A 21,976-nucleotide genomic window follows, 5' to 3' on the forward strand; every position below is an offset into this window, starting at 1 on the left:
GGCGCACCACCCCGACAGCCCCCACAGGTCGGGCCCGACTCCCCCCACGGGCCCGCCGTGCCCCGCACCGAGGGTGATCCCCCCACGGACCCCGGTGCGGGCCGCACGGCTGTCCGCGCGCTGCGCGACAATGGTGGGATGTCCACACCTCTGCACTCTCCTGCCGCCTCCGGGCGCTCCGGTCCGGTGTCGACGCTCCTCCCTCCGGCGCTCCTGCGTCGCTTGTCGTTCGTCACTTTCGACACCGGCGCGCCCTACGGCGGGGGTGCCGCCTTCGGGTGTGGGGCTGCCGCCTGCGGGCGTTGCGAGTGGGCGGTCGCGGCATGAGCCTGTTCCGGGATGACGGGGTGGTCCTGCGGGCGCAGAAGCTCGGTGAGGCGGACCGGATCATCACCCTGCTCACCCGCCAGCACGGCAAGGTGCGTGCGGTGGCCCGCGGGGTGCGCAAGACCAAGTCGAAGTTCGGCGCCCGGCTGGAGCCGTTCTCGCACGTGGACGTGCAGTTCTTCAGCCGCAACAGCGAGCTGATCGGCCGCGGGCTGCCGCTCTGCACCCAGGTGGAGACCATCGCGCCGTACGGCGGTTCGATCGTCACCGACTACGGCCGCTACACCGCAGGCACGGCCATGCTGGAGACGGCGGAACGATTCGCCGAGAACGAGGGCGAACCCGCGGTGCAGCAGTACCTGCTGCTGGTCGGCGGCCTGCGCACGCTCGCCGCCGGGACGCACGAGTCGCACCTGGTGCTGGACGCCTTCCTGCTGCGCTCGCTCGCGGTCAACGGGTACGGCGCGAGCTTCACCGACTGCGCCAAGTGCGGACTGGAGGGCCCCAACCGGTTCTTCTCCCTCCAGGCCGGCGGCGTGCTGTGCGCGGACTGCCGGGTGCCCGGATGTGCCGTACCCTCCCCTGAGACACTGGTACTGCTCGGCGCGCTGCTGTCAGGGGACTGGCAGACGGCGGACGCCTGCGAACCGCGGTACTGGCGGGAGGGCAGCGGTCTGGTCGCGGCCTATCTGCAGTGGCACCTGGAGCGGGGAATCCGCTCGATGAGATACGTGGAGAAGTGAGCATGGCAGCGCGACGGCTCTTCGGCGGCGGCGACAGCAGCTGGGGGTCCCCCCGGCCGAAGGCTGGGGGCGAGTACCTCCCCCCGACCCCGCACCCCAGTGGTGCCCGGCCGCCGAAGATCCCCGGCGAGCTGGTACCGAACCACGTCGCCATCGTCATGGACGGCAACGGCCGCTGGGCCAAGGAGCGCGGGCTGCCGCGCACCGAGGGCCACAAGGTCGGCGAGAGCGTGGTGCTGGACGTCCTGCGGGGCGCCATCGAGCTGGGCGTGAAGAACATCTCGCTCTACGCCTTCTCCACCGAGAACTGGAAGCGCTCCCCGGACGAGGTGAAGTTCCTGATGAACTTCAACCGGGACGTCATCCACCGCCGCCGCGACGAGATGGACGCGATGGGCGTGCGGGTGCGCTGGGCGGGCCGGATGCCCAAGCTCTGGAAGAGCGTCGTCCAGGAGCTCCAGGTCGCCGAGGAGCAGACCAAGGACAACGACGCCGTCACGCTCTACATGTGCGTCAACTACGGCGGCCGGGCCGAGATCGCGGACGCGGCCGCGGCGATCGCCGCCGATGTCGCGGCGGGCCGGCTGGACCCGAAGAAGGTCAACGAGAAGACCCTCGCCAAGTACATGTACCACCCGGACATGCCGGACGTGGACCTCTTCCTGCGCCCCAGCGGCGAGCAGCGCACCTCCAACTTCCTGCTCTGGCAGTCCGCCTACGCCGAGTTCGTGTTCCAGGACGTGCTGTGGCCCGACTTCGACCGCCGCGACCTGTGGCGCGCCTGCGAGCAGTACGCGCGGCGCGACCGCCGCTTCGGCGGGGCGATCCCCAACGAGGTGGCCGCCCCCGACCTCGCCACCGAGGTACCGCCGCAGCGCTGAGCCCGGTGAGAAGCGCGAAGGGCCCGTGGGAGTACTCCCACGGGCCCTTCGCGCTTGTCTGCGTCAGAGCTTCTTGGCGCACTCGGCGCAGGTGCCGAAGATCTCCAGGGTGTGCGCGATGTCGCTGAAGCCGTGCTCGGCGGCGACGGCGTTGGCCCAGCGTTCGACGGCGGGGCCCTCGACCTCCACGGTGGCGCCGCAGTGCCGGCAGACCAGGTGGTGGTGGTGGCCGCTGCTGCAACGGCGGTAGACGGCTTCGCCGTCGGCGGTGCGCAGGACGTCGACCTCGCCGGCGTCCGCGAGGGACTGCAGGGTGCGGTAGACGGTGGTCAGGCCGACCGAGTCACCTCGGTGCTTGAGCATGTCGTGCAGCTCCTGCGCGCTGCGGAAGTCCTCGATCTCGTCCAGGGCCGCCGATACGGCGGCTCGCTGGCGGGTGGAGCGGGCGCGCGGCGACGGGCCTGCGGTGGTCACCGTGGGTCCTCCTGGGGTGGTGGGCGTCTCGCACCTCATTGTGCCAGCCCCGCCCTCCCCGCCGGGCCGCTCTCGGCAGGGGCGCTCTGCGCGGGCAGTTGGACGTCGCAGACCTTGGGGCCGGCGTCCGCCCCGGCCCGGTGGCGGCGCCTGGCCAGCGGCGCGGCGATGGCACTGAACAGTGCGAAGACGGCGATGGCGAGCAGCACGATGGCCGGGCCCGAGGGCACGTCCACCTGGTACGAGCCGGTGACGCCGGCCAGCGAGACGACCACGCCGAGCGCGATGGCGCCGGCCTGGGTGGCGGCGAAGGAGCGGGTGAGCTGCTGGGCGGCCACCACCGGGACCACCATCAGGGCGCTGACCAGCAGCAGTCCGACCACCCGCATCGCGACCGTCACGGTGACGGCGGCCATCACCGCGAGCAGCAGGTTGAGCACGCGTACCGGCAGGCCGGTGACCTTGGCGAACTCCTCGTCCTGGCAGATCGCGAAGAGCTGGCGTCGAAGGCCCACGGTGACGGCGATGACGACGGCGCCGAGGATCGCGATGGTGGCCAGGTCGCCGGGGGAGACGGTGAGGATGGAGCCCCAGAGGTAGCTCTCCAGGCTGCCGGAGCCGGCCTGGGCGGACTTCGAGACCAGCAGCTTGCCGCAGGCCATGCCGCCGTAGAAGAGCATCGCCAGCGCGATGTCACCGCGCTGGTTGCCGCGCGAGCGGACCAGCTCCATCACGACGGCGCCCAGCACGCAGACCAGCACGGCCATCCAGACCGGGCTGGTCTGGAACAGGAAGCCGAGGCCGACGCCGGTCATCGCGACGTGGCCCATGCCGTCGCCCATCAGCGCCTGGCGCCGCTGCACCAGGTAGATGCCGACGGCGGGCGCGGTGATGCCGACCAGTACGGCGGCGAGCAGGGCCCGCTGCATGAAGTCGTAGGAGAGCATCTCGGTCATGCCAGCAGTCCAGGGGTCGTCAGGTGGGGGTCCGCGTGCGGGTGGACGTGGTCGTGGCCGGGCAGCGCGTGCAGACCGGTGTTGGGCACCGGCGGGCCGTCGTGGGCGACGCAGCCGTCGCGCAGCACCACGGCCCGGTCGATCAGCGGCTCCAGCGGGCCGAGTTCGTGGAGCACCAGCAGGACGGCGGTGCCGCGCTCGACCTCGGCGCGCAGGGTGTCGGCGAGCACCTGCTGGCTGTCGGCGTCCACACCGGCCATCGGCTCGTCCATGATCAGCAGGTCGGGGGCGCCGACCAGGGCGCGGGCGATCAGCACCCGCTGCTGCTGGCCGCCGGAGAGGTCGGCCACGCCGTCGCCCGCCCGGTCGAGCATGCCGACGGCCGCCAGCGCCCGGTCCACGGCCTCGCGGTCGCGGCGGCGGAAGGGCAGCAGGCGGTGCTGCGGCAGCCGGCCGGTGGAGACCACCTCGCGGACGGTCGCGGGCACGCCGCCCGCGGCGGTGGTGCGCTGCGGGACGTAGCCGATCCGGTGCCAGGCCCGGAACCTGGCGAACGGGGTGCCGAACAGCTCCAGGGTGCCGCGCTCCAGCGGGACGGCGCCGACCACGGTCTTGACGGTGGTGGACTTGCCGGAGCCGTTGGCCCCGAGCAGGGCGACCACCTCGCCGGGGCGCACCAGGAGGTCGACGCCGCGCAGGACGGGCCGCCCGCCGAGCGAGGCGACGGCCGCGCGCAGCCGGACGGCGGCGGGCTCGGACGCCGACGCCGGCTCGGGCGTGGGTGAGCTCGCGGGCGCGATCGCGGCCCCGGCGGCGGGTGTCGATGCGGGAGCGGAGTCCGTGAGGGCGGCGGCCCCGGGGGAGGTGGAGGTCATGAGGGTGGCGTCCTGTCAGCTGGTGGTGCCGAGTGCGGCCCGCAGGTTGGCGAGGTTCTGCCTCATGACGCTGAGGTAGTCGTCCTTGGCGGTGTCCTTGACGCCCTCCAGCGGGTCGAGGACGGCCGTCCTGAGGCCGAGGTCCTTGGCCACCGTCTCGGCGAGCTTGGGGCTGACCAGGGTCTCGAAGAAGATCGTGGTGGCGCCGTTCTCCTTCGCCGCCCGCTGCACCTCGGCGAGCCGGGCCGGGGTGGGCTCGGCCTCGGGGTCGACGCCGTTGATCGCGACCTGCTTGAGGCCGTAGTGGTCGGCGAGGTAGCCGAAGGCGGCGTGGCTGGTGACGAAGGTCTTGCTGCGGGTGTCCTTCAGGCCGGCCTGGAACTCCTGGTCCAGCTCGGCGAGCCGCTGGACCAGCGCGTCCGTGTTGCGCCGGTAGTCCGAGGCGTGCGCGGGGTCGGCCTCGGCGAACTCGGCGCCGACGCTCTTGGCGACCGCCGCGTAGCGGGTCGGGTCGAGCCAGATGTGCGGGTCGCCGCCCTGGTGCTCCTCGCCGGCGTGGCCCTCGGCGCCCTCGGTGCCCTCGTCGAGGTGGTGGTCCACCAGCGGGGTCACCGCGGCGGCGTCGACCAGGTGCGCGGTGTCCCCGACGGCCTTGTCGACGGTGGGCTGGAGGCCCTTGAGGTAGATCGCCACATCGGCCTGCTTGACCCTGGCGACCTGCTTGGCCTTGAGCTCCAGGTCGTGCGGCTCGACGCCGGGCGCGGTGAGGTCGGTGACCTTGACGTGCTCCCCGCCGATCTGCGTGGCGAGGAACTCCATGGGATAGAACGAGGCGACGACGTCCAGCTTGCCGTCCGTGCCCTTGGCGCTGCTGCTGCCACCGCAGGCGGACAGGGCGAGCGCGGCGGTGAGGGCGGTGGCGGTCAGGGCTATGGAGGTGTGCAGGGATCGTCGGATCATCATGACAACCATTCTCATCTTAAGTGGAAATGATTGTCAACTCACCCGATTGGATCAACGACGCCCGAGCAACCCGGGACGGATACCGATTTGAACCGGGTACCCGTTTGGCCGGTAACCTGAGGTATTCGGGTACGCGCAACCAGCCGTGCCCTGACCGTGCCGTCGTACTGAAGAGAGCACTGTGGCCGCCGACAAGATCGACACGATCGTCAGCCTGAGCAAGCGCCGTGGCTTCGTCTACCCCTGCAGCGAGATCTACGGTGGCACGCGTGCCGCCTGGGACTACGGGCCGCTGGGTGTCGAGCTCAAGGAGAACATCAAGCGCCAGTGGTGGCGTGCGATGGTCACAGCGCGGGAGGACGTTGTCGGTCTCGACTCGTCGGTCATCCTGGCCCGCGAGGTCTGGGAGGCCTCCGGCCACGTCGCCACCTTCAACGACCCGCTGACCGAGTGCACCCACTGCCACAAGCGGCACCGGGCCGACCACCTGGAGGAGAAGTACGAGGCCAAGCACGGCCACCTTCCCCCCAACGGCCTGGCCGACATCAACTGCCCCGACTGCGGCACCAAGGGCTCCTTCACCGAGCCCAAGGAGTTCTCGGGCATGCTGAAGACCCACCTCGGTGTCACCGAGGAGGCCGGCGGCCTGGCGTACCTGCGCCCCGAGACCGCCCAGGGCATCTTCACCAACTTCAAGGCCGTCCAGCAGACCTCGCGCAAGAAGCCGCCGTTCGGCATCGCCCAGACCGGCAAGAGCTTCCGCAACGAGATCACGCCCGGCAACTTCATCTTCCGCACCCGCGAGTTCGAGCAGATGGAGATGGAGTTCTTCGTCAAGCCGGACGAGGACGAGAAGTGGCACGAGTACTGGCTCGAGCAGCGCTGGAACTGGTACGTGGACCTCGGCCTGCGCACCGAGAACATGCGCTTCTTCGAGCACCCGAAGGAGAAGCTCTCCCACTACGCCAAGCGCACGGTGGACATCGAGTACCGCTTCAACTTCGGCGGCACCGAGTTCTCGGAGCTGGAGGGCATCGCCAACCGCACCGACTACGACCTCAAGGTGCACAGCGAGCACTCCGGCCAGGACCTGAAGTACTTCGACCAGGAGTCCGGCGAGCGGTACTTCCCGTACGTCATCGAGCCGGCAGCGGGCCTCAACCGCGCCATGCTGGCCTTCCTGCTCGACGCGTACTTCGAGGACGAGGCGCCCAACGCCAAGGGCGTCATGGAGAAGCGCGTCGGCATGCGCCTCGACCCGCGCCTGGCGCCGGTCAAGGTCGCGGTGCTGCCGCTGTCGCGCAACGCCGACCTCTCGCCCAAGGCCCGCGGCCTCGCCGCCGACCTGCGCACCGCGTGGAACGTCGAGTTCGACGACGCCGGCGCGATCGGCAAGCGCTACCGCCGCCAGGACGAGATCGGTACGCCGTTCTGCGTCACCGTCGACTTCGACACCCTTGAGGACAACGCCGTCACGATCCGCGACCGCGACACCATGGCGCAGGAGCGGGTCTCGCTCGACCAGGTGAAGTCCTACCTGGCCGCCCGCCTGATCGGCTGCTGACCCGGCAGACACCCCGAAGGCCCCCGGACACCGCAGCGGCGGAGTCCGGGGGCCTTCGCGTGCGTGCGGGGCGGGCGGCTCAGCGCCGGGCGCGGCGGGCGCGCGGCGCGTCGACGGCGGTGGGCAGGCCGGCCGAGCGCAGCGCGGCGGTGGCGCTGCGGCAGCGGCCCGGGTCGCCCGCGGCCAGGGCGGCCAGCAGGGCCGCGTACCGGTCCGGACGGGTGGTGAGCGCGCCCGCGAGGGCGGCCAGGTCGGCGGGCGCCCGCATGCCCACCAGCTCCCGCAGGAACACCGGCGCGAGCTGCTCCTCCAGCGCGAGCGCGAGCGCCGCCAGGTCCGGCACGGCCCGGGCCGCGGCCTGGCGCAGCAGGGTGCGGGCGTCCGCCGCGCGGCCGGCGGTGACCAGCAGCGCGGCGAGGGCGGCCAGGTCGGCGGGCGGGGCGGAGCCCCACTCCCAGAGCAGGGTGACGCCGTCGGCGCTCTGGCCGGAGGCGTCCAGGGCGGCCAGCAGGGCGGGCAGGCCGGCGGCGGGGTAGCCCCAGAGCGCGTGGAAGAGGCCCGCGGCCTCCTCGGCCAGGCCGCTCCGGCGCAGCTCCGCGAGGGTCGCCGCGGCCTGGGCGGGGGCGCCGTGCGCGGTGGCGCGGGCCAGGTAGCCGCCGGCGCCGGCCGGGCCGACGGTGCGCAGCAGGGCGGCGAGGCGGGCCACATCGGGCGGGGCGAGGGTGACGGCGGCCTGGGCGGTGACGGCGGCGGACTCCTGGGTGGAGCCGCGCGCGTGCAGGAGGGTGATCCGCTCGGCCAGGCCGACGAGTTCGGCCTGGGCGCGGGGCGGCGGTGGGGGCGGGGCGACCGGGCGTTCCGCCTGCGGTGGCGGGGCGGGTGCCGGCGCCGGGGTGGGTGGGGCCGCCGCGGGTGCGGCGTGCTGGGCCGGTGCGGAGGCGGGCCGGACGCCGCCGAAGCGGGCACCCCGGGCGGGTGGCACGGGCGCCGCGGCCGGCGGGGGAGCGGGCGGGGCGGGGGCCGCCGGGGCCTGCTGGTACGCGCCGCCGAACCGGGCTCCGGTCGGCCGTGCGGGGGTGGCGGCCGGCGGCGGCGCGGGTGCGCTCTCGCGCAGCCGGTCCTCCACGGTGAGCAGGTGCTCGCTCAGCTCCAGGCAGCGGGCGCCCAGCCGGGCGCGCAGCATCCTGGCCTGCTCCAGCTGCCGCAGCAGCTCCCGGTCGGGTGGGTCGGTGGCCTGGACGGCCCCGGTCAGCCGCCGCTCGCGCGCCGTCGCGTACTGGCGGGCGCGCAGCAGCTCGTCGAGTTCCGTCCGCAGGGCCCGGGCATCCTGCTCCGCCATCGTCCGACCGGATTCCTCGTGCACCGACATCCGTCGCCCGACCCCTCCGCCGTGCCCCTGGTCCCTGCCCCCCGATCCCGGCCGCCGATCCCTGGCCACCGGCCATCCTGCCGGGGCCGTACGGCAGTGGTGTTACGGACGTGCGTCCGGCGGTTTTCCGGCTCTGCCGCCCGGGGCGCGTCGGGAGCGCACGGGTGCGCGGCGTACGCCGGGCGCACGGAGCGCGCTGCTCACGCCGGTTCGGGCGTCGGCCGGCGTACCGTATCGAGCTCGGGAGCGGGCTCGGCCGCCGGTTCGGCCACCGGGGCGATCGAGCAGCGCAGGCCGCGGAAGGTGGACGAGCCCATCTCGGCGTTCTCGTCCTCGTTGCTGGTCAGCACGTTCACGTTGCTCTCCCGCCACCCGCCGTCGGGCCCGCGCTCGGGATACCACCAGGCGGCCGGCGCGACCACCACGTCCGGCGCGACCTTGTCGGTGATGCGCACCCGCAGCCGGATCCGCCCCACCGAGGTCGAGACGGCGGCCCAGTCCCCATCGGCCAGCCCCTCCCGGGCGGCGGCCTGCGGGTGCATCTCCAGCCGGGGTTCGGGCTCCTTGGCGCGCAGCGAGGGCAGGTCGCGGAACTCGGAGTTGAAGAAGAACGGCGAGTGCGCGGAGGTCAGCAGGTACGGGCCGTCCGCCGGGCTGCCCACCGGCGGGCCGGGCACGGGCAGCGGCGGGTAGCCGAAGGCCCGCAGCGCGTCGCAGCGCAGGCCCAGCTTGCCGCTGCGGGTGCCGAAGCCCCGCTCGCGGTACTTGTGGTAGCGCAGCTCGGTGGCCCGGTAGTGCACCTCGGCGAGCTGCTTCCAGCTCATGCCGATGGGGGAGAGCCGTTCGTCCAGCGAGTCCTCGGGGCTCGCCGAGAAGTCGGCGGCCAGGCCCAGCCGGCGGGCGAGTTCGGTGAGGATCCACTCGTCCGAGCGGCTGTCGCCGACCTGGGCGAAGGCCCGGCGGGCGGCGATGTAGTGGGCGTGCTCGACGATCTGGTCGCGTTCCAGCCAGCCGCCCACCGGTAGCACCACGTCGGCCATGGCGGCCGTCGGGGTGAGCTTGAGGTCGACCACGGCGAGGAAGTCCAGGCGCTGGAGGGCGCGGTGGATGCGGTCCGAGTCGGCGTAGTTGAGCAGCAGGTTGCTGCCGTGCACCAGCATCGTGGTGACGGGGTGCGGGGCGGCGGGGTCGAGCACGGCGTCCCAGACCGAGCCCGGGTGGGCCCAGCCGGACATCGACAGGATCCGGTGCCGATCGCCGCCCAGGCGCTTGGCGGCCTGCTCGGGTGCCAGCAGCTCGGCCCGGGGGAAGGCACGCCGGCCCTCGATGCCGGGCGGGTCCCAGAGCACGTCGCCGCCGGGGCGGTCGATGTTGCCGCAGATCGCGGAGAGCAGGATCACCGCCCGGCAGGTGTGGAAGGAGTCCCGGTGCTGCTGCGGCCCGGTGCCCAGCTCGATCGCGGCGCTCGGCGCGGCGGCGTACGCCAGCGCGGCGGCCCTGACCTGCGCGGCGGGCACGCCGGTGAGGTGCTCGACGGCCTCCGGGGTGTACTCGGAGACATGGGCGGCCAGATCCTCGAAGCCGACGGTGTACTGCTCGACGAACTCCTTGTCCCAGGCGCCGGCCTCGATCACCACCTGGATCATCGCGAGCGCCAGGGCCGCGTCCCCGCCTGGCCTGACCTGGAGGAAGTGCTCGGCGCGGCCCGCCAGTTGGGTGCGCCGGGGGTCGACCACGATCATCCGGGTGCCGCCGCGGACGGCGGAGAGCAGCCGGGTGCCGATCACCCCGTCCCCGTGCGTCATCGACTTGTTGGAGCCCCAGAGCAGCACCACGTCGGGGCGGCCCTCGTAGTCGCAGAAGGTGAAGCCGCCCTGGGTCAGGATGCCCGCCATCACCCGCGGGTAGAAGCAGACGTGCGCCGGCCCCAGGACGTTCGGGGTGCCGAAGCTGTTGGCGAAGCGGAACAGCCACTCCTGGTAGTTGTGGTCGGTGCCCTGGGCGACCACCAGCGCCTCGGGGCCGTACTCGATCCGGGCCCGGTCCAGCGCGGCGGCGATCCGGTCGAGGGCCTCCTCCCAGCCGATCGGGGTGAACTCGCCGCTGCCGCGCGGGCCGGTGCGCAGCAACGGCGTGGTCAGCCGGTCGGGGTGGTTGAGCTGCTCGGTGGAGGCCCGGCCCTTGGCGCAGAGGAAGCCGTAGTTGTTGGGGTTGTCCGGGTCGCCCTCGACGGAGGTGATCCGGCCCTGGTCGACGGTGACGATGGCGCCGCAGCCGCCGTGGCACATCCGGCAGACGGTCCGGTGGCGGCCGTCCTCGGCGAGGACCCGGACGAGCGGGAGCCGGCTGCGGTGCGGACTGGGGGTGCTCATCTGGGAAGCCTCCGGGGCTGCGCGGTCAAGGCGGCGGGCCGTGCGGGCGGTCGGGCGGGTCAGGTACGGCTGCGCGGGCGGCGGCCGTTCAGCTCGGCGTGTGCCTGGACGAGCTCGCGGTGGGTCTCCTCGGGGACGTTGCGGATCGCCTCCCGCAGGGTCAGCCCGGAGACCCTGGGCAGCCGGGGCCGCAGCCAGTCGCAGATCTCCTCGGGGTGGTGCTTGGTGCCCTCGCGCAGGGCCCAGCCGATGGCCTTGCGGACGAAGAACCGGGAGTCGGTCAGCAGCGGGTCCGCCAGGTCGCAGAAGTCCTTGAAGTAGTAGGGGAACTCCTCGACCTGGCGCAGCGCCAGCAGGTAGGAGAGGATGCCGCCGCGGCGTACCCACTGGTCCTCCTGCCGGCTCCAGCGCAGGAAGTCCTCGGCGGTCTGCGGGTGGCGCAGCAGCATGCCGCCGGCCACCTTGGGGGCGATCAGGTCGACGTGGGCCCAGGTGGCGCACTCCCGCAGCAGCTGTTCCAGCAGGGCGGTGTCCTCGGGCAGCAGCTGGTCGACGTAGCCCTCCAGGACCAGGGCAGCGCAGGAGCGGGACTCGTGCACGGGCGGGTCCCACAGCTCCTCGGCGAGTTCGAGCAGGGTGTCGCGGTCCAGCCCGGGGTAGCGGCGGACGAAGGTCTTCACCACCGCCCGCATCCCGGGCAGCGGGACCCCGATGTGCTCCAGCGGGCTCTTGAGGTACGCCTTCTCGCCCTCGGCCCGGCCGGGTACCGCGCTGTCCTCCAGCGACGACCTGAGCTGGTCGGCGAGTACGGGGGCGGGCGGGGTCGCCTCGGCGGACGGGCGGCGGGGGGTGCGGGTCACGTCGGGGAACTCCGGTCGGTACGGGCCCGGGGGGGGGGGGGGGGGGCCGGGCGGCCGGGCGCGGGCGGGGCGGCGGGGGGGGGGGGGGGGGGGGGGGGGGGGGGGGGGGGGGGGGGGGGGGGGGGGGGCGCCGGGGGGGGGGGGCGGGGGGGGCGGGGCCGGGCGGGGGGGGGGGGCGCGCGCGCCCCCGGCCGGCCGGGCGGATCTGGTGCGGTGGAACGGTGGAATGTGTAGCGGGTGGGACGGTGGGACGAGCCAGGATGGGCTGACTGTACGTCAGCTCTGCTGGTGGTAGGGGAACTCCAGCTCCGCGGCCCACAGGTACTCGGAGGCCGGGCGGCCGCTGCGGCCCTCGGTGTAGCGGAACACGTCCTGCCAGATCGCGCTCACCTTGTCGTTGCGGTAGGCGACGCTCGGGCCCAGCTGGTCGTACCAGCGGACGATCTCCAGGAAGAACGGCCCGGTGGAGTCCTCGCCGAAGTAGACGACGGCGCGGTCGCCGGTGGTCAGCTTCTCGTCCCGCAGGGTCGGCCAGTCCCGGCTCATCAGGTCGTGGAACTGCTCCACGGCGTCCGGGCGGACCAGGTAGTGGGCGATCCCGGTGAAGGCGTCCTCCTCCGGCAGGTCGGGCTCGTCCTTGAAGTAGCCCATCCGGTGGACGATCGGGTAGTCGACCGGCGGGCGGCCCTCCCGGGCCTCGGTCAGCGCGGCCATCTCCTGCCAGATCGCGTTCACCTCGGGGGTGTTGAACGCCCGGCTGACGGCGTTCTCGTCGACCCAGGTGACGATCTCGAAGAAGACCGGGCCGTGCTCGCTCTCGCTGTGGTAGACCGTCGCGGGCTCCTCGGTGACCAGGCCGTGGGCCCGCAGGGTGGGCCAGTGCCGGGCGATGACGTCACGGGCCTGCTCGGCGCAGCCGGGCTTGACCATGTAGGTCGCCATCATGTGTGTGGACAGCACGAGGGGGGACGGGGACATGTGTGGCTCCTTGGTGCTCGGTGGACAACGGGTGTTCAGCGGGTCCGTCAGGCGGTCTCGACGGAGGGCTCCGTGACGGAGGACTTGCGGCCGGGGGGCCGGGTGGGTGTGCGGGGCCCGGGGGCGGCCGCGGCCGGCGCGCTCTCGCGGACCAGCACGAACGCCGCCACCCAGCCGAGGGCCAGCAGCCCGACCGGCAGCAGCAGGCCGGTGTGCATGGCCTTGACGAAGGCGTCCGCGAAGGCCTGCTGCACCTGGGCGGCCTGGCCCGGGTCGGCGCCGGCGCCGGCCGGCGGACCACCGCTGCCGATCTTCAGCGCGCCCTCGGTGAAGGGCGCGAAGGCCTCCCGGAAGCCCGCCCTGGCCTGCTCGGGCAGTGCCAGCGCCTGCTGGTCCACCCAGTGCCGCAGCCCGGCGGAGAGCCGGAACGAGAGCACCGCGCCGACCGCCGCGCTGGCCAGCAGCCCGCCGACCTCCTGGGCGGTGTTCACCAGCCCGGAGGCGACCCCGGCCTGCGGTGGCGGCACCTGGCGCATCCCGATGCTGAACAGCGGGGAGAAGACCAGACCCATGCCGAGGCCCGCCAGCGCGAACGGCCCGATCAGCTGCCAGGTGCCGGTGTCCGTCCCGGTGATCAGGACGAACAGGCCCAGGCCCGCGGTGAAGCAGGCCAGTCCGGTCAGGATCACGGCCCGTCCGGAGCCGCCGTCGGCGAGCTTGCCGCCGACCCCGGCGACCAGGGCGGAGACCAGCGGCATCGCGGCGATGGTGAAGCCTGCCCGCAGCGGGGTCATCCCCAGCACGGTCTGCAGGTAGAGCGAGATCGGCAGGAAGGCGCCGAGCATCGCGAAGCCCATGATCGCGGCGATGGTGTTGGCGGCGGCGAAGTTGCGCAGCCGCAGCAGGTCGAAGGGGAGCAGCGGGCCCGAACGCTGGTGCCTGCGCTGGTCGAAGGTGAAGTAGGCGAGCAGCGCCACCCCGAGGGTCACCGAGCCCCAGGCCCAGCCGTTCCAGTCCAGCCGCTCGCCCTCGATCAGCCCGAAGGCGAGCGCGGTGAGGCCGAGGATCAGCAGGGCGGTCGGGGCCAGTGCGAGCGGCTGGCGTTTGCCGGGCCGGTAGTCGTGCACGTGACGGATCACCAGGTAGGCGGTGGCGATGCCGATCGGCACGTTGAGGTAGAAGATCCAGCGCCAGTCCAGGTAGCTGACCAGGACGCCGCCCAGGGTCGGGCCGGTGAGCACGGCCAGGCCCGAGAGCGCGCCGGTGAAGCCGAAGGCCGCGCCCCACTTGGAGGGCGGGAAGACCATGGTGACGATCGGCAGCAGCTGGGGGGCCAGCATCGCGCCGCTGACACCCTGGACGGCGCGGGCCGCGATCAGCACGCCCGCGTTCGGCGCGATGCCGCAGACGCAGGAGGCGAGGACGAAGCCCGCGAGGCCGAAGAGGTAGACGCGGCGGGGGCCGAAGAGGTCTCCCAGGCGGCCGGCGACGATCAGCAGGGTGGCGTAGCCGAGGATGTAGGCGCTGAAGACCCACAGGCCCTCGTCCAGCGAGGCGTGCACGCCGGACATCACATGAGGCAGCGCGATATTGACGATCGTCATGTCGAGCAGCGTCATGAAGAAGCCCAGACTGAGGACTCCCAGAATCAGCCAGGGACTTTTGTCCTGGCCCTTCGAGGCAGGCATGGAGGCTCTTTTCTTGAATGGCCGGAAGCGGGTGTTTCGGCGGTTCGGGCCGGTCTTCTTCTTTTGCGGCTTCCGCGGCCGGCGGGGGCGCTCACGGGGTGCGCCGAAGCAGTACGGCGTTGGCGTCGAGTTTCAGCACGTCGGTGTGCAGCTGGAACGGCAGCAGCGGCCCGGCGGTGAACTCGCCCGCCGGGAAGTGCCGGGCGATCGCGGGTTCGTCGACCGCCTTGAAGGGGAAGCTCTCCTGCCTGCTGCCGCGCAGGTAGAGCAGGCCGCCGGGGCGCAGCAGCCGGGTGGCCTCGGCCACGTAGCGGTCGCGGTCCTCGGGGCCCAGGTGGTGGAAGCAGCCCCGGTCGACCAGCAGGTCGAACTCCTCGTCGGGCAGTTCGAGCCGGCGGACGTCGCCGGTCAGCAGCGTGATCTCCAGGCCCTCGGCCTCGGCCCGGGCCTTGGCCAGCTGGATGGCCTCGGGGCTGATGTCCACGCCGGTGGCGCGGTAGCCGGCCCGGGCCAGCGCGACGGTGTCCCAGCCGCTGCCGCAACCGAGGTCCAGTGCGGCGGCGCCCTCGGCCACCGGCGCGGAGGCGAGGAAGCCGACGAGGTCGGGGGAGGGGGCGCTGAGCTCCCAGTACTGGTGGTGGTCGCCGACCCGGTAGGCGCGGTCCCAGTCGAAGGTGGTGGTGATGGCGGTCATGGCCGCTGGATCCTTCCGGTGGTTGGCCGGTTGACGTCGTGCGGGTGGTGCCGCCCGCCCGGGGGCGTACGCCGGGCCAGGTGGCGGCCGGGCGTCAGCTGGTCGGCCGTCGCGTACCAGCCGAGTACCTCCGGGTGTCCGGGGGTCAGCACGGGGGAGCCCCGGTACAGCTCGTACCTGGGCCAGTTGGCGCGCGGCGAGGCCCCGGCGGCGGGCTGCACCCGGCGGTGGCGCACGCCGTACGGGCGCGCGCAGGCGCCGTCCGGGCGCTGCGCCGCGCCGGGCCTGGGCAGGCAGTCGCGCCAGAGCAGCGGCCGCTCGCCCATCAGCGAGATGACCCGGATCCCCAGGCTGTCCCTGCGCGCGTCGAGCAGGGACAGCCCGGCGAGCCGCTCCGGGGGGACGGAGAGGCAGGCGTCGAACCGGCGCCGGTTGGGCGCGGTCGACTCCGGGTCGTCATAGTGGATTTCCACGCCGGTGGTCCGCTCGTCGGAAATCCCACGGTTGAACAGGAATGCGGTGAGTCGCAGCCAGGTGCTCTCCCGCGGAGTTCCGTTGCAGGGGTGCCGGAGGCTGATGACCAGAAGCGGTTCGGTGAGCACCAGGGCCCATTCGGATGATTCTTGGGAAGGCGCATACTTAGTGTGCGGCTGCTTCACGCCTGTGACGTTATCAACGGGCCACCTGGCGCGTTTGACTGTCCTGGACATGTTCGCGCCGGAGTTGGCCGGCGGCCCGGGCGACGCTGCGGGCGAGCTCGTCCACCCGGGTGCCCAGCTCCGGGTCCTTGGGGACACCGTCCAGCAGGGCGGTGCGGGCACCGGGGACGGCCACCTGCTCCGGGACCATCCAGGCCCGGTACCAGCGGGCCACCAGCCGCAGGTGGTTGAGCGCGTTGCTGTTGCTGCGCCCGCCGAGCGCGACGATCGCGCCGAACACCCGGCCCTCGGTGTGCTCGAAGTCCAGCAGGTCGAGGGCGTTCTTCAGGGCGCCGCCGATGGTGCCGTGGTACTCCGGGCCGGCCAGGATGATGCCGTCGGCGGCCCGGAACTCCTCGCGCAGCATCCGGACGTCCGGGAAGTGCGGCCAGGGCTCGCTCTTGTCCCCGTTGCAGAAGGGCAGTTGGAGCTCGCGCAGGTCCAGCAGGGAGGTCCGGTGGCCGTCCTCGTCGAGCACCGCCAGGGCTCGGCGCAGCAGTGTCTGGCTGGTGGAGCCGGGCCGCATGCTGCCGCCCAGGCCCAGGATCCGGGGCCGGGCGGTGCTCAACTCTCCTCGCAGATGGCGTCGGCGGGGCAGCAGTCCATGGCCTCGTACACGGCGTCCTCGTCCGCGTCGCTCTCGGGCTGCTGAGCGACGTAGGTGTAGCCCGCCTCGTCGTTGCGGGTGAAGAACTCGGGGGCGATGCACCGGCAGGTGTCGCAGTCGGTGCACTCGGCGTTGACGAAGAAGCGGCCGGGCGCGTTCTCCGGCAGCCGTGCCGGGACGGGGAAGCCGGAGGTCACGGCGTCTCCCCGGGAGCGGGCCGGCCGGCGTGCACGAGTTCGAGCACCCGCTCGGTGTCGGTGCGCAGCAGATGGCCGTAGGTGTGCCCGAGTTCGTCCTCGGGCGCGTACGCGAGCAGCTCGATCGCGTCGAAGCCGGCCAGGTAGTCCAGCAGCCGGCCGACCTGGTCGGGGGTGTCGACGCTGAGCCCGAGGTGGGACATCAGCGAGCACTTGCGCTCCGGCTCCAGCTCCGCCCACCGGCCGTAGCTGCGGCAGGTGAAGAACTCGACCTCGGTGCCCCGCTCGGTGTGCAGGTTGATCCAGTGCCCGGGGGTGCCGTGCACCCGGGGCGCGATGTGCGACGGGCCGGTGCTGACCCGGCTGACGCCCGGGCTCTCGCGCACCGCCTCCAGCCAGGCCTCGAACTCCTCCTCGGCGCGGTAGTCGCCGAGGTAGGCGGCGACGTGGTGCAGGCCGGTCAGCCGCAGGGTGCGCGGGTCCAGCGGCTGGCCGAAGAAGGCGGTCAGTGCCTGCTCGACCGAGATGGCGGCCAACTCATCGGCCCAGTCGACGAGTTCCTTGAGGTAGGGGGCCCGCTGGGCGCCGGTGGGCAGCACTTCGGCGGCGGGGAACAGCAGCGTGGACGGCATGGCGGCTCAACTCCTGCTGGTGAGGTAGTCGGTGATCAGGCTCTCCAGGTCCTGGTGGCCCGTGTAGGGCTTCAGCAGCTCCTGGTAGAGCTCGGGGCGGCGGCCGTGCAGGCAGAAGTAGAGGCTGTTGCGGAAGGAGAGGTCGACCTCCCGCAGTTCGCGGATCCGCTCCAGGTCGAGCTGGGCGAGCAGGACGCCCTCCTCCTCGTCCAGCGAGCCGAGCAGCTGCTCGGGCGCGGCGACGGTGCTGTGCCCGGCGACCGCGATGGAGACCTGGCGGCCGGCCCGCTCGCCGGAGACCTCGCCGACCGCGCTGGCCAGCAGGGTGTAGCAGACGTTGAAGGAGGAGTTGGCCTGCAGGCAGGGCCGGGTGATCTGGATGTTGCCGCGCAGCGCCGCACCGGGGACGGCGATGATCTCGGCGCCGCGCATGGCCAGTGTCCGCGGCACCTCGGGGATCCAGAAGTCGGAGCAGACGCAGATCCCCAGCCGGCCGAACGGCGTGTCCAGCACGACGAGTTCGTCGCTGGGCGAGACGGTGACCATCTCGGCGGCGAAGCGGTGGGTCTTGCGGGCCTTGGCGGCGATCCGGCCCTGGTCGTCCAGCAGGACCGAGGTGTTGTAGTAGCGGTCCTCCTCGCGCTCGATCACCGTGCCGCACAGGATGTAGCAGCCCTTGGCGCGGGCCACCTCGGCCAGCTGGTCGATCACCGGGCCCGGCACCGGCTGGTCGATGACGCCCTTGAGATGGGCGCGGCCGGGGAAGTAGAACGGCGGGCCGAGGAAGAACTCCGGCAGGATGATCAGTTCCACGTCCTGGACGGTGTCGAGCAGCGCCAGGGTGCGGGCCAGGTTCACCGCGGGGTCGAGGTCCCACAGGGTCTGCAGCAGCGCTACCCGGGGGGTGTTGGTGGGTTTCATGCGGGGGCTCCGTCCGGGGTCGGGGCGTCCGTCCAGTCGGGCAGCGGACGGCCGGGCCGGGTGGCCGCGGTCAGCGCCAGGCCCAGCGGGGAACGGCGGAAGTCGGCGGGGAACGGCGCGGCGGCGCGCATCCGGCGCAGCTCGTACAGGTCCAGGTCGGCGGTGATCAGGCACTCCTCGCGCTCGGCCTCGGCCAGCACCGGTTGCTGCTTGCGGAAGTCGCGGGAGTAGGCGCCGATCGCGAGCGGGCTGCGCAGGACGGCGCTACGGCCCATGTAGGTGAGTCCGGCGAGGGTGTTCTCGCCGGTGGCGCTGGCGAACAGCACGTAGGCGCAGTTCTCGGCGGCCCGGGCGAGCAGCATCTGGCGCACCGGCTCGGCGAACGGGCGCAGCAGCAGCGACGGCGCGATGATCACTTCGACCCCGTCGGCGAAGAGTCCGCGCAGCACCTCGGGGAACTGCACGTCGTAGCCGACCGCGAAGCCGAGCCGGCCGAGCGGGGTGGGGAAGACCCGGGCGTCGGTGACGCCGGTCAGGAAGTGCGCCTCCAGGTCGTAGACCATGGTGCGCCGGGCGGTGCCGGTCAGCCGGCCGGTGTCGTCCAGCAGCACGGCGGCGCTGTGCACCTCGTCCCCGGCGCGCTCCAGCACCCCGGCGGCGATCCAGATGCCCAGTTCGCGGGCCAGGTCCGCGAGCCACTCGGTGAGCGGGCCGGGGACGGGTTCGGCGATCTCGTGGCTCTTGGGCAGGTTGAGCGCGGTGGCGAACACCTCGGGCAGGACGACGAGCCGGCACCCCTCGTCGGCCGCGGCCCGGACCAGCTTCTCGGCGCGGGCCAGGTTCTCCGGCCGGCGGTTGGTCGCCACCGACAGCTGGACGAGGCCGACCCGGTACCTGCGGAGGTCAGCGTTGGGCATGGCGCGGTCCTTCCGGTGAGGGGCGTGGGGGGGGGGGCCCCCCCCCCCCCCCCCCCCGCGCGGCCGGGGGGGGGGGGCGGCCGCGGGGCGGGGGGGGCGGGGGGGGGGGGGGGGCCCCCCCCCCCCGGGGCGCGGGCGCCCCCGGGGGGGGGGGGGGGGGGGGGGGGGGGGGGGGGGGGGTGGGGGGGGGGGGGGGGGGGGGCCCCCCCCCCCCCCCCCCCCACGCCCGTTCGATCGGGTTCGGGCAGCCGTCAGTCGAAGATCCGGTCGTAGATGCCGGGCTCGCCCACGGAGTAGCCGGTGTCGCGGTCCCGGGAGGAGATCACCAGGTTGATGCCCTCCTTGGAGACGCTCCAGTGGTTCAGGCCGAGCTCGTCCAGCAGCGCCCGCATCTCGTCGCTGCTGTAGGAGGCGCGCAGCGAGCGCATGAAGGCGTTGGAGTCGCCGCCCGCGTACTGGAGCACGAAGGAGACCATGCCCTCGTCGGCGTCCCGGGCCAGGTCGTACAGCAGCACGTTGCCGCCCGGCCGGCAGATCCGGGCCAGCTCGGGCAGGATGCGCTCCGGCTTGTCCCAGCGGTTGATCGCGCAGAAGCTGAACACCACGTCGAAGCTGTCGTCCTCGTAGGGCAGCCGGGTGTAGCGCGCCCAGTCGCAGGAGAAGTCGCCGCCGTAGGAGACCAGGTTGGCGAAGATGGTGTTCTCCCGGGCCACCTCCAGGAAGGCGTCGTTGGTGTCCAGCCCGGTGAAGACGGAGTCGGGGTGCTGGGCGGCCAGGCGCAGCGAGAGCAGCCCGCTGGCGCAGCCGATCTCCAGCACATCCTTCTCGGGCCCGCAGTCCGGCCCGATCAGCTTCATCATGTGCTGCATCGGGATGATCATGGAGGTGCGGACGCTGCGGTCGTAGGCCCGGCACTCGTCGGTGTCCTCGAACGGGTCACCCTGCGGGACCCGCTCGGCGAGGTCGAAGATCCGGCCCCGGCGGGCGCGGCGGGGCGTGGTGGGCCCGGTGGTCGTGGTCTCAGAACTGGACAAGGGGGAGCCCCTTCCGGCCGTCGGTGCGGTCGATCTGCCACTTGAGGATCTCGGTGCTCGCCGAGGTCGGCTGCGGGAGCCGGTGGTTGGCGTCCGAGTAGAACGTCTTGGAGATGTTGTCGATGTAGTACCAGCCCTTCGGGTACGTCACCTGGATCGCGTCGGCGTCGATCTCCAGCAGCCCCTTGGCGACCAGGTCGTCCATCTTGTCCTTGAAGTACTCGTACGGGTCGACGCCGTGGCGCAGCTTGTACTCGGCGCGCTTGACCCGCAGCAGCTTCAGCCCCAGCACCAGGCTGCGGCAGCGCTGCTCGTGCTCGTCGGTGTAGGCACCCATGACCACCGGCAGCCGGCCCGAGTCGCAGGTGGCGATGTAGTTCTCGATGTCCGGCTCGTTGAGGTACATGTGGTTGTTCAGGTACCCGTACGCCCCGGAGCCGATCGCCACCATGTCGCCGCAGCGGCCCCAGATCTGGGACAGGTGGTCGGTCAGGTAGAAGGTGTCCGTCTCCAGCCCGAGGTACGGCTTGCTGCCGTCCTTGAGCACCGGGTACGTCTTGACGCCGGCCGCCGCCCACTCGGGGCGCATCGGCTCGATGAAGTCGTTGTAGGTCAGCGCCAGGTAGCCCGCGTCCATCAGCGTGGTGTGCAGGTACTGGTACATCTCGTCGGCCTCGCGGGTGCTGGGGCACGGCGGGGTCGCGCCGCTCTGCAGCGCGAAGAACACCTCCGAGCCCGGCATCACGGCGTAGTTGTAGACCGAGAAGGACGTCACCGGCAGGTCCATCAGGGTGCGGATGTCCTGCTCCCACAGGTCGTGGGTCTGCCCGGGGATGCCGATCATGTAGTCGATGCAGAGGTTCTCCATGCCGCTGCGGTCGATCAGCTCGATGGTCTTGGTGGCGGACTCGCCGGTGTGCGCGCGGGCCCGGCCCAGGTAGCGCAGCAGCGGGTCGTGGAAGGTCTGCACGCCCAGGCTCATCCGGTTGACGCCGTGCTTGAGCAGCGCGTCCAGCTTGTACTGGTCGACGTCGACCGGGGTGCTCTCGATGGTCATCGAGCAGTCCGGGCTGAAGTTGAGCCGCTGCTTCATGAAGCCGAGCAGGTCGTCGAGTTCCTCGGCGCGCAGCGTGGTCGGGGTGCCGCCGCCGAAGTAGCCGGAGGTGAAGACGGTGTCCTTCACGTGCGGCAGCTTGGAGTAGAGGTCGATCTCCGCCTTGAGCGCGTGGATGTAGCGCTGCACCAGGGTGTTGCGGGTGCTGAACTTGTTGTACGGGCAGCTGGTGCAGACCTGGTTGCAGAACGGGATGTGCACGTAGAACGAGCTGGTCTTGGGGAACTTCTCACGCTTGGCGTAGATCTGCTCCGCCGTCAGCGGCTGGACGTCGCAGGGGTACCAGCGGACGAACTCGATGTCCCGCTCGGGGTACTCCCGCCAGTAGCTGGGGGTGTCGAGGAAGTTCCTGGTGATCGACTCCTGGGTCATGGTGCCTCTCCGGTCGCCGTTCGATGGGGGGTGGTGCCGGTCGGTTCGGATGCCGCTTCGGACTCCCGCCGGTGCTCGACGGTCAGTGCCATCGGGCCCTCGGCGGTGACCGGCCAGTGGGCCAGGCCGCCCGCGTCGAGCCGCTCCCGCAGCTCGGCGCTGGTCCATGCGCCGTTCAGCGAGTGCAGGTAGGTGCGCAGCCGGTAGCCGCCCTCGGGTGAGTCGTCGGCGGCCATCTCGCGCAGGGTGTATTCGAGGATGAACGGGTCCGGGTCCCGGCGCAGGTCGTTGACCAGCAGCCGGCCCCCGGGCGCCAGTGCGCGGGCCGACTCGCGCAGCAGTGGCAGCGGGTCGCCGTCGCCGCCGAGCAGGTGCACGCCGTAGACCAGCGCGTACCGCCCCAGCAGGGCGGCCGGCAGCGGCTGCCCGGGCGCCCAGTACTCCACCTCGGCCGCAGTGCCCAGGCGGCCGCGGGCCAGCTCCACCGCGCCCGGGTCGGTGCACAGCAGCCGCAGCTCCAGCGGCCGGCGGGCCAGCAGCCCGGTGGCGAAGCCGCCGTAGCCGGGCCCGACCTCCAGCACCGGGCCCTCGCCGCACTCCTCGGCCAGCCGGTCGAGGAACTCCTCCTTGTACTGGTTGCGGGCGGCCAGGTACCCGTCGTACGCCAGGCGCTGCGCCGCGGTGTCGAGCGGGTGCGCGGCGGGCACCCGGGTGGCCGGCAGCAGCCCGGTGGTCACCGG

At 72.7% G+C, this 21,976-nt stretch carries 22 protein-coding genes; 3 read left to right on the forward strand and 19 right to left on the reverse strand.

What is annotated here, in order from left to right; genetic code table 11:
* Window positions 1-323 precede the first annotated feature (323 nt).
* Together recO and ACIBH3_RS03220 are read left to right on the forward strand one after the other, a co-directional pair.
* Entirely contained in the window at window positions 324-1,070 is a 747-nt protein-coding gene (recO, locus tag ACIBH3_RS03215) for a DNA repair protein RecO (RefSeq protein WP_396310117.1), read from the forward strand.
* Between the two features lie 2 nt (window positions 1,071-1,072).
* Window positions 1,073-1,951 carry an isoprenyl transferase gene (locus ACIBH3_RS03220; RefSeq protein WP_396310118.1) on the forward strand — a complete coding sequence of 293 codons (879 nt, stop codon included), beginning with the start codon at window positions 1,073-1,075 and terminating at the stop codon, window positions 1,949-1,951.
* A 63-nt stretch (window positions 1,952-2,014) separates the two neighbouring features.
* Here the strand turns inward: ACIBH3_RS03220 and ACIBH3_RS03225 are convergent, their stop codons facing one another.
* Genes ACIBH3_RS03225 through ACIBH3_RS03240 form a run of 4 tightly spaced genes read right to left on the reverse strand, consistent with a single transcriptional unit; the run spans window position 2,015 to window position 5,219 of the window.
* A complete protein-coding gene (locus ACIBH3_RS03225; RefSeq protein ID WP_396310119.1) occupies window positions 2,015-2,425 on the reverse strand; it encodes a Fur family transcriptional regulator in 411 nt (136 codons plus the stop codon).
* Window positions 2,426-2,460: 35 nt separating this feature from the next.
* On the reverse strand, window positions 2,461-3,381 hold the full coding sequence (locus tag ACIBH3_RS03230) for a metal ABC transporter permease (protein WP_396310120.1): 921 nt from the start codon (window positions 3,379-3,381) through the stop codon (window positions 2,461-2,463).
* Window positions 3,378-4,256, reverse strand: coding sequence for a metal ABC transporter ATP-binding protein (locus ACIBH3_RS03235; protein ID WP_396310121.1), 879 nt, complete (start codon window positions 4,254-4,256; stop codon window positions 3,378-3,380). The genes ACIBH3_RS03230 and ACIBH3_RS03235 overlap by 4 nt, the downstream gene beginning before the upstream one ends.
* Window positions 4,257-4,271: 15 nt before the next feature.
* Window positions 4,272-5,219, reverse strand: a complete 948-nt coding sequence (locus ACIBH3_RS03240) for a metal ABC transporter substrate-binding protein (protein WP_396310122.1) — start codon at window positions 5,217-5,219, stop codon at window positions 4,272-4,274.
* A 181-nt stretch (window positions 5,220-5,400) separates the two neighbouring features.
* Here ACIBH3_RS03240 and ACIBH3_RS03245 point away from each other — a divergent pair, with 181 nt between their 5' ends.
* Complete coding sequence (locus ACIBH3_RS03245; protein ID WP_396310123.1) at window positions 5,401-6,783, forward strand: glycine--tRNA ligase; 1,383 nt, start codon at window positions 5,401-5,403, stop codon at window positions 6,781-6,783.
* A 79-nt stretch (window positions 6,784-6,862) separates the two neighbouring features.
* Here ACIBH3_RS03245 and ACIBH3_RS03250 read toward each other — a convergent pair whose 3' ends face one another.
* From ACIBH3_RS03250 to ACIBH3_RS03320, 15 genes are all read right to left on the reverse strand, one after another.
* Entirely contained in the window at window positions 6,863-8,122 is a 1,260-nt protein-coding gene (locus ACIBH3_RS03250; RefSeq protein WP_396310124.1) for a hypothetical protein, read from the reverse strand.
* Between the two features lie 230 nt (window positions 8,123-8,352).
* Window positions 8,353-10,524: a molybdopterin-dependent oxidoreductase gene (locus tag ACIBH3_RS03255; RefSeq protein WP_396310125.1), complete on the reverse strand. Its 2,172-nt coding sequence runs from the start codon at window positions 10,522-10,524 to the stop codon at window positions 8,353-8,355.
* Between the two features lie 59 nt (window positions 10,525-10,583).
* A complete protein-coding gene (locus ACIBH3_RS03260) occupies window positions 10,584-11,384 on the reverse strand; it encodes a DNA alkylation repair protein (protein WP_396310126.1) in 801 nt (266 codons plus the stop codon).
* Between the two features lie 276 nt (window positions 11,385-11,660).
* Window positions 11,661-12,362, reverse strand: a complete 702-nt coding sequence (locus tag ACIBH3_RS03265) for a hypothetical protein (protein WP_396310127.1) — start codon at window positions 12,360-12,362, stop codon at window positions 11,661-11,663.
* Window positions 12,363-12,409: 47 nt separating this feature from the next.
* Window positions 12,410-14,050, reverse strand: a complete 1,641-nt coding sequence (locus ACIBH3_RS03270; RefSeq protein ID WP_396310128.1) for an MFS transporter — start codon at window positions 14,048-14,050, stop codon at window positions 12,410-12,412.
* Window positions 14,051-14,141: 91 nt separating this feature from the next.
* Window positions 14,142-14,744: a class I SAM-dependent methyltransferase gene (locus ACIBH3_RS03275; RefSeq protein WP_396310129.1), complete on the reverse strand. Its 603-nt coding sequence runs from the start codon at window positions 14,742-14,744 to the stop codon at window positions 14,142-14,144.
* Complete coding sequence (locus ACIBH3_RS03280; protein WP_396310130.1) at window positions 14,741-15,346, reverse strand: hypothetical protein; 606 nt, start codon at window positions 15,344-15,346, stop codon at window positions 14,741-14,743. The genes ACIBH3_RS03275 and ACIBH3_RS03280 overlap by 4 nt, the downstream gene beginning before the upstream one ends.
* 70 nt (window positions 15,347-15,416) lie before the next feature.
* Window positions 15,417-16,010: an NADPH-dependent FMN reductase gene (locus ACIBH3_RS03285; protein ID WP_396310131.1), complete on the reverse strand. Its 594-nt coding sequence runs from the start codon at window positions 16,008-16,010 to the stop codon at window positions 15,417-15,419.
* Window positions 16,007-16,246, reverse strand: coding sequence for a ferredoxin (locus ACIBH3_RS03290; protein ID WP_396310132.1), 240 nt, complete (start codon window positions 16,244-16,246; stop codon window positions 16,007-16,009). The genes ACIBH3_RS03285 and ACIBH3_RS03290 overlap by 4 nt, the downstream gene beginning before the upstream one ends.
* On the reverse strand, window positions 16,243-16,878 hold the full coding sequence (locus tag ACIBH3_RS03295; RefSeq protein ID WP_396310133.1) for a hypothetical protein: 636 nt from the start codon (window positions 16,876-16,878) through the stop codon (window positions 16,243-16,245). Before ACIBH3_RS03295 ends, ACIBH3_RS03290 begins: the two co-directional genes overlap by 4 nt.
* 6 nt (window positions 16,879-16,884) lie before the next feature.
* Entirely contained in the window at window positions 16,885-17,799 is a 915-nt protein-coding gene (locus ACIBH3_RS03300) for a carbon-nitrogen hydrolase family protein (RefSeq protein ID WP_396310134.1), read from the reverse strand.
* Complete coding sequence (locus ACIBH3_RS03305; RefSeq protein WP_396310135.1) at window positions 17,796-18,716, reverse strand: carbon-nitrogen hydrolase family protein; 921 nt, start codon at window positions 18,714-18,716, stop codon at window positions 17,796-17,798. Before ACIBH3_RS03305 ends, ACIBH3_RS03300 begins: the two co-directional genes overlap by 4 nt.
* Before the next feature lie 251 nt (window positions 18,717-18,967).
* Window positions 18,968-19,750, reverse strand: a complete 783-nt coding sequence (locus ACIBH3_RS03310; protein ID WP_396310136.1) for a class I SAM-dependent methyltransferase — start codon at window positions 19,748-19,750, stop codon at window positions 18,968-18,970.
* Window positions 19,737-21,236: a coproporphyrinogen-III oxidase family protein gene (locus tag ACIBH3_RS03315; protein ID WP_396310137.1), complete on the reverse strand. Its 1,500-nt coding sequence runs from the start codon at window positions 21,234-21,236 to the stop codon at window positions 19,737-19,739. The genes ACIBH3_RS03310 and ACIBH3_RS03315 overlap by 14 nt, the downstream gene beginning before the upstream one ends.
* Window positions 21,233-21,973 (reverse strand): class I SAM-dependent methyltransferase, encoded by a 741-nt coding sequence (locus ACIBH3_RS03320; protein ID WP_396310138.1) that lies wholly within the window; start codon window positions 21,971-21,973, stop codon window positions 21,233-21,235. Before ACIBH3_RS03320 ends, ACIBH3_RS03315 begins: the two co-directional genes overlap by 4 nt.
* Window positions 21,974-21,976 lie beyond the last annotated feature (3 nt).

This window comes from Kitasatospora sp. NPDC050543 (assembly GCF_044457565.1).
GTDB lineage: Bacteria > Actinomycetota > Actinomycetes > Streptomycetales > Streptomycetaceae > Kitasatospora.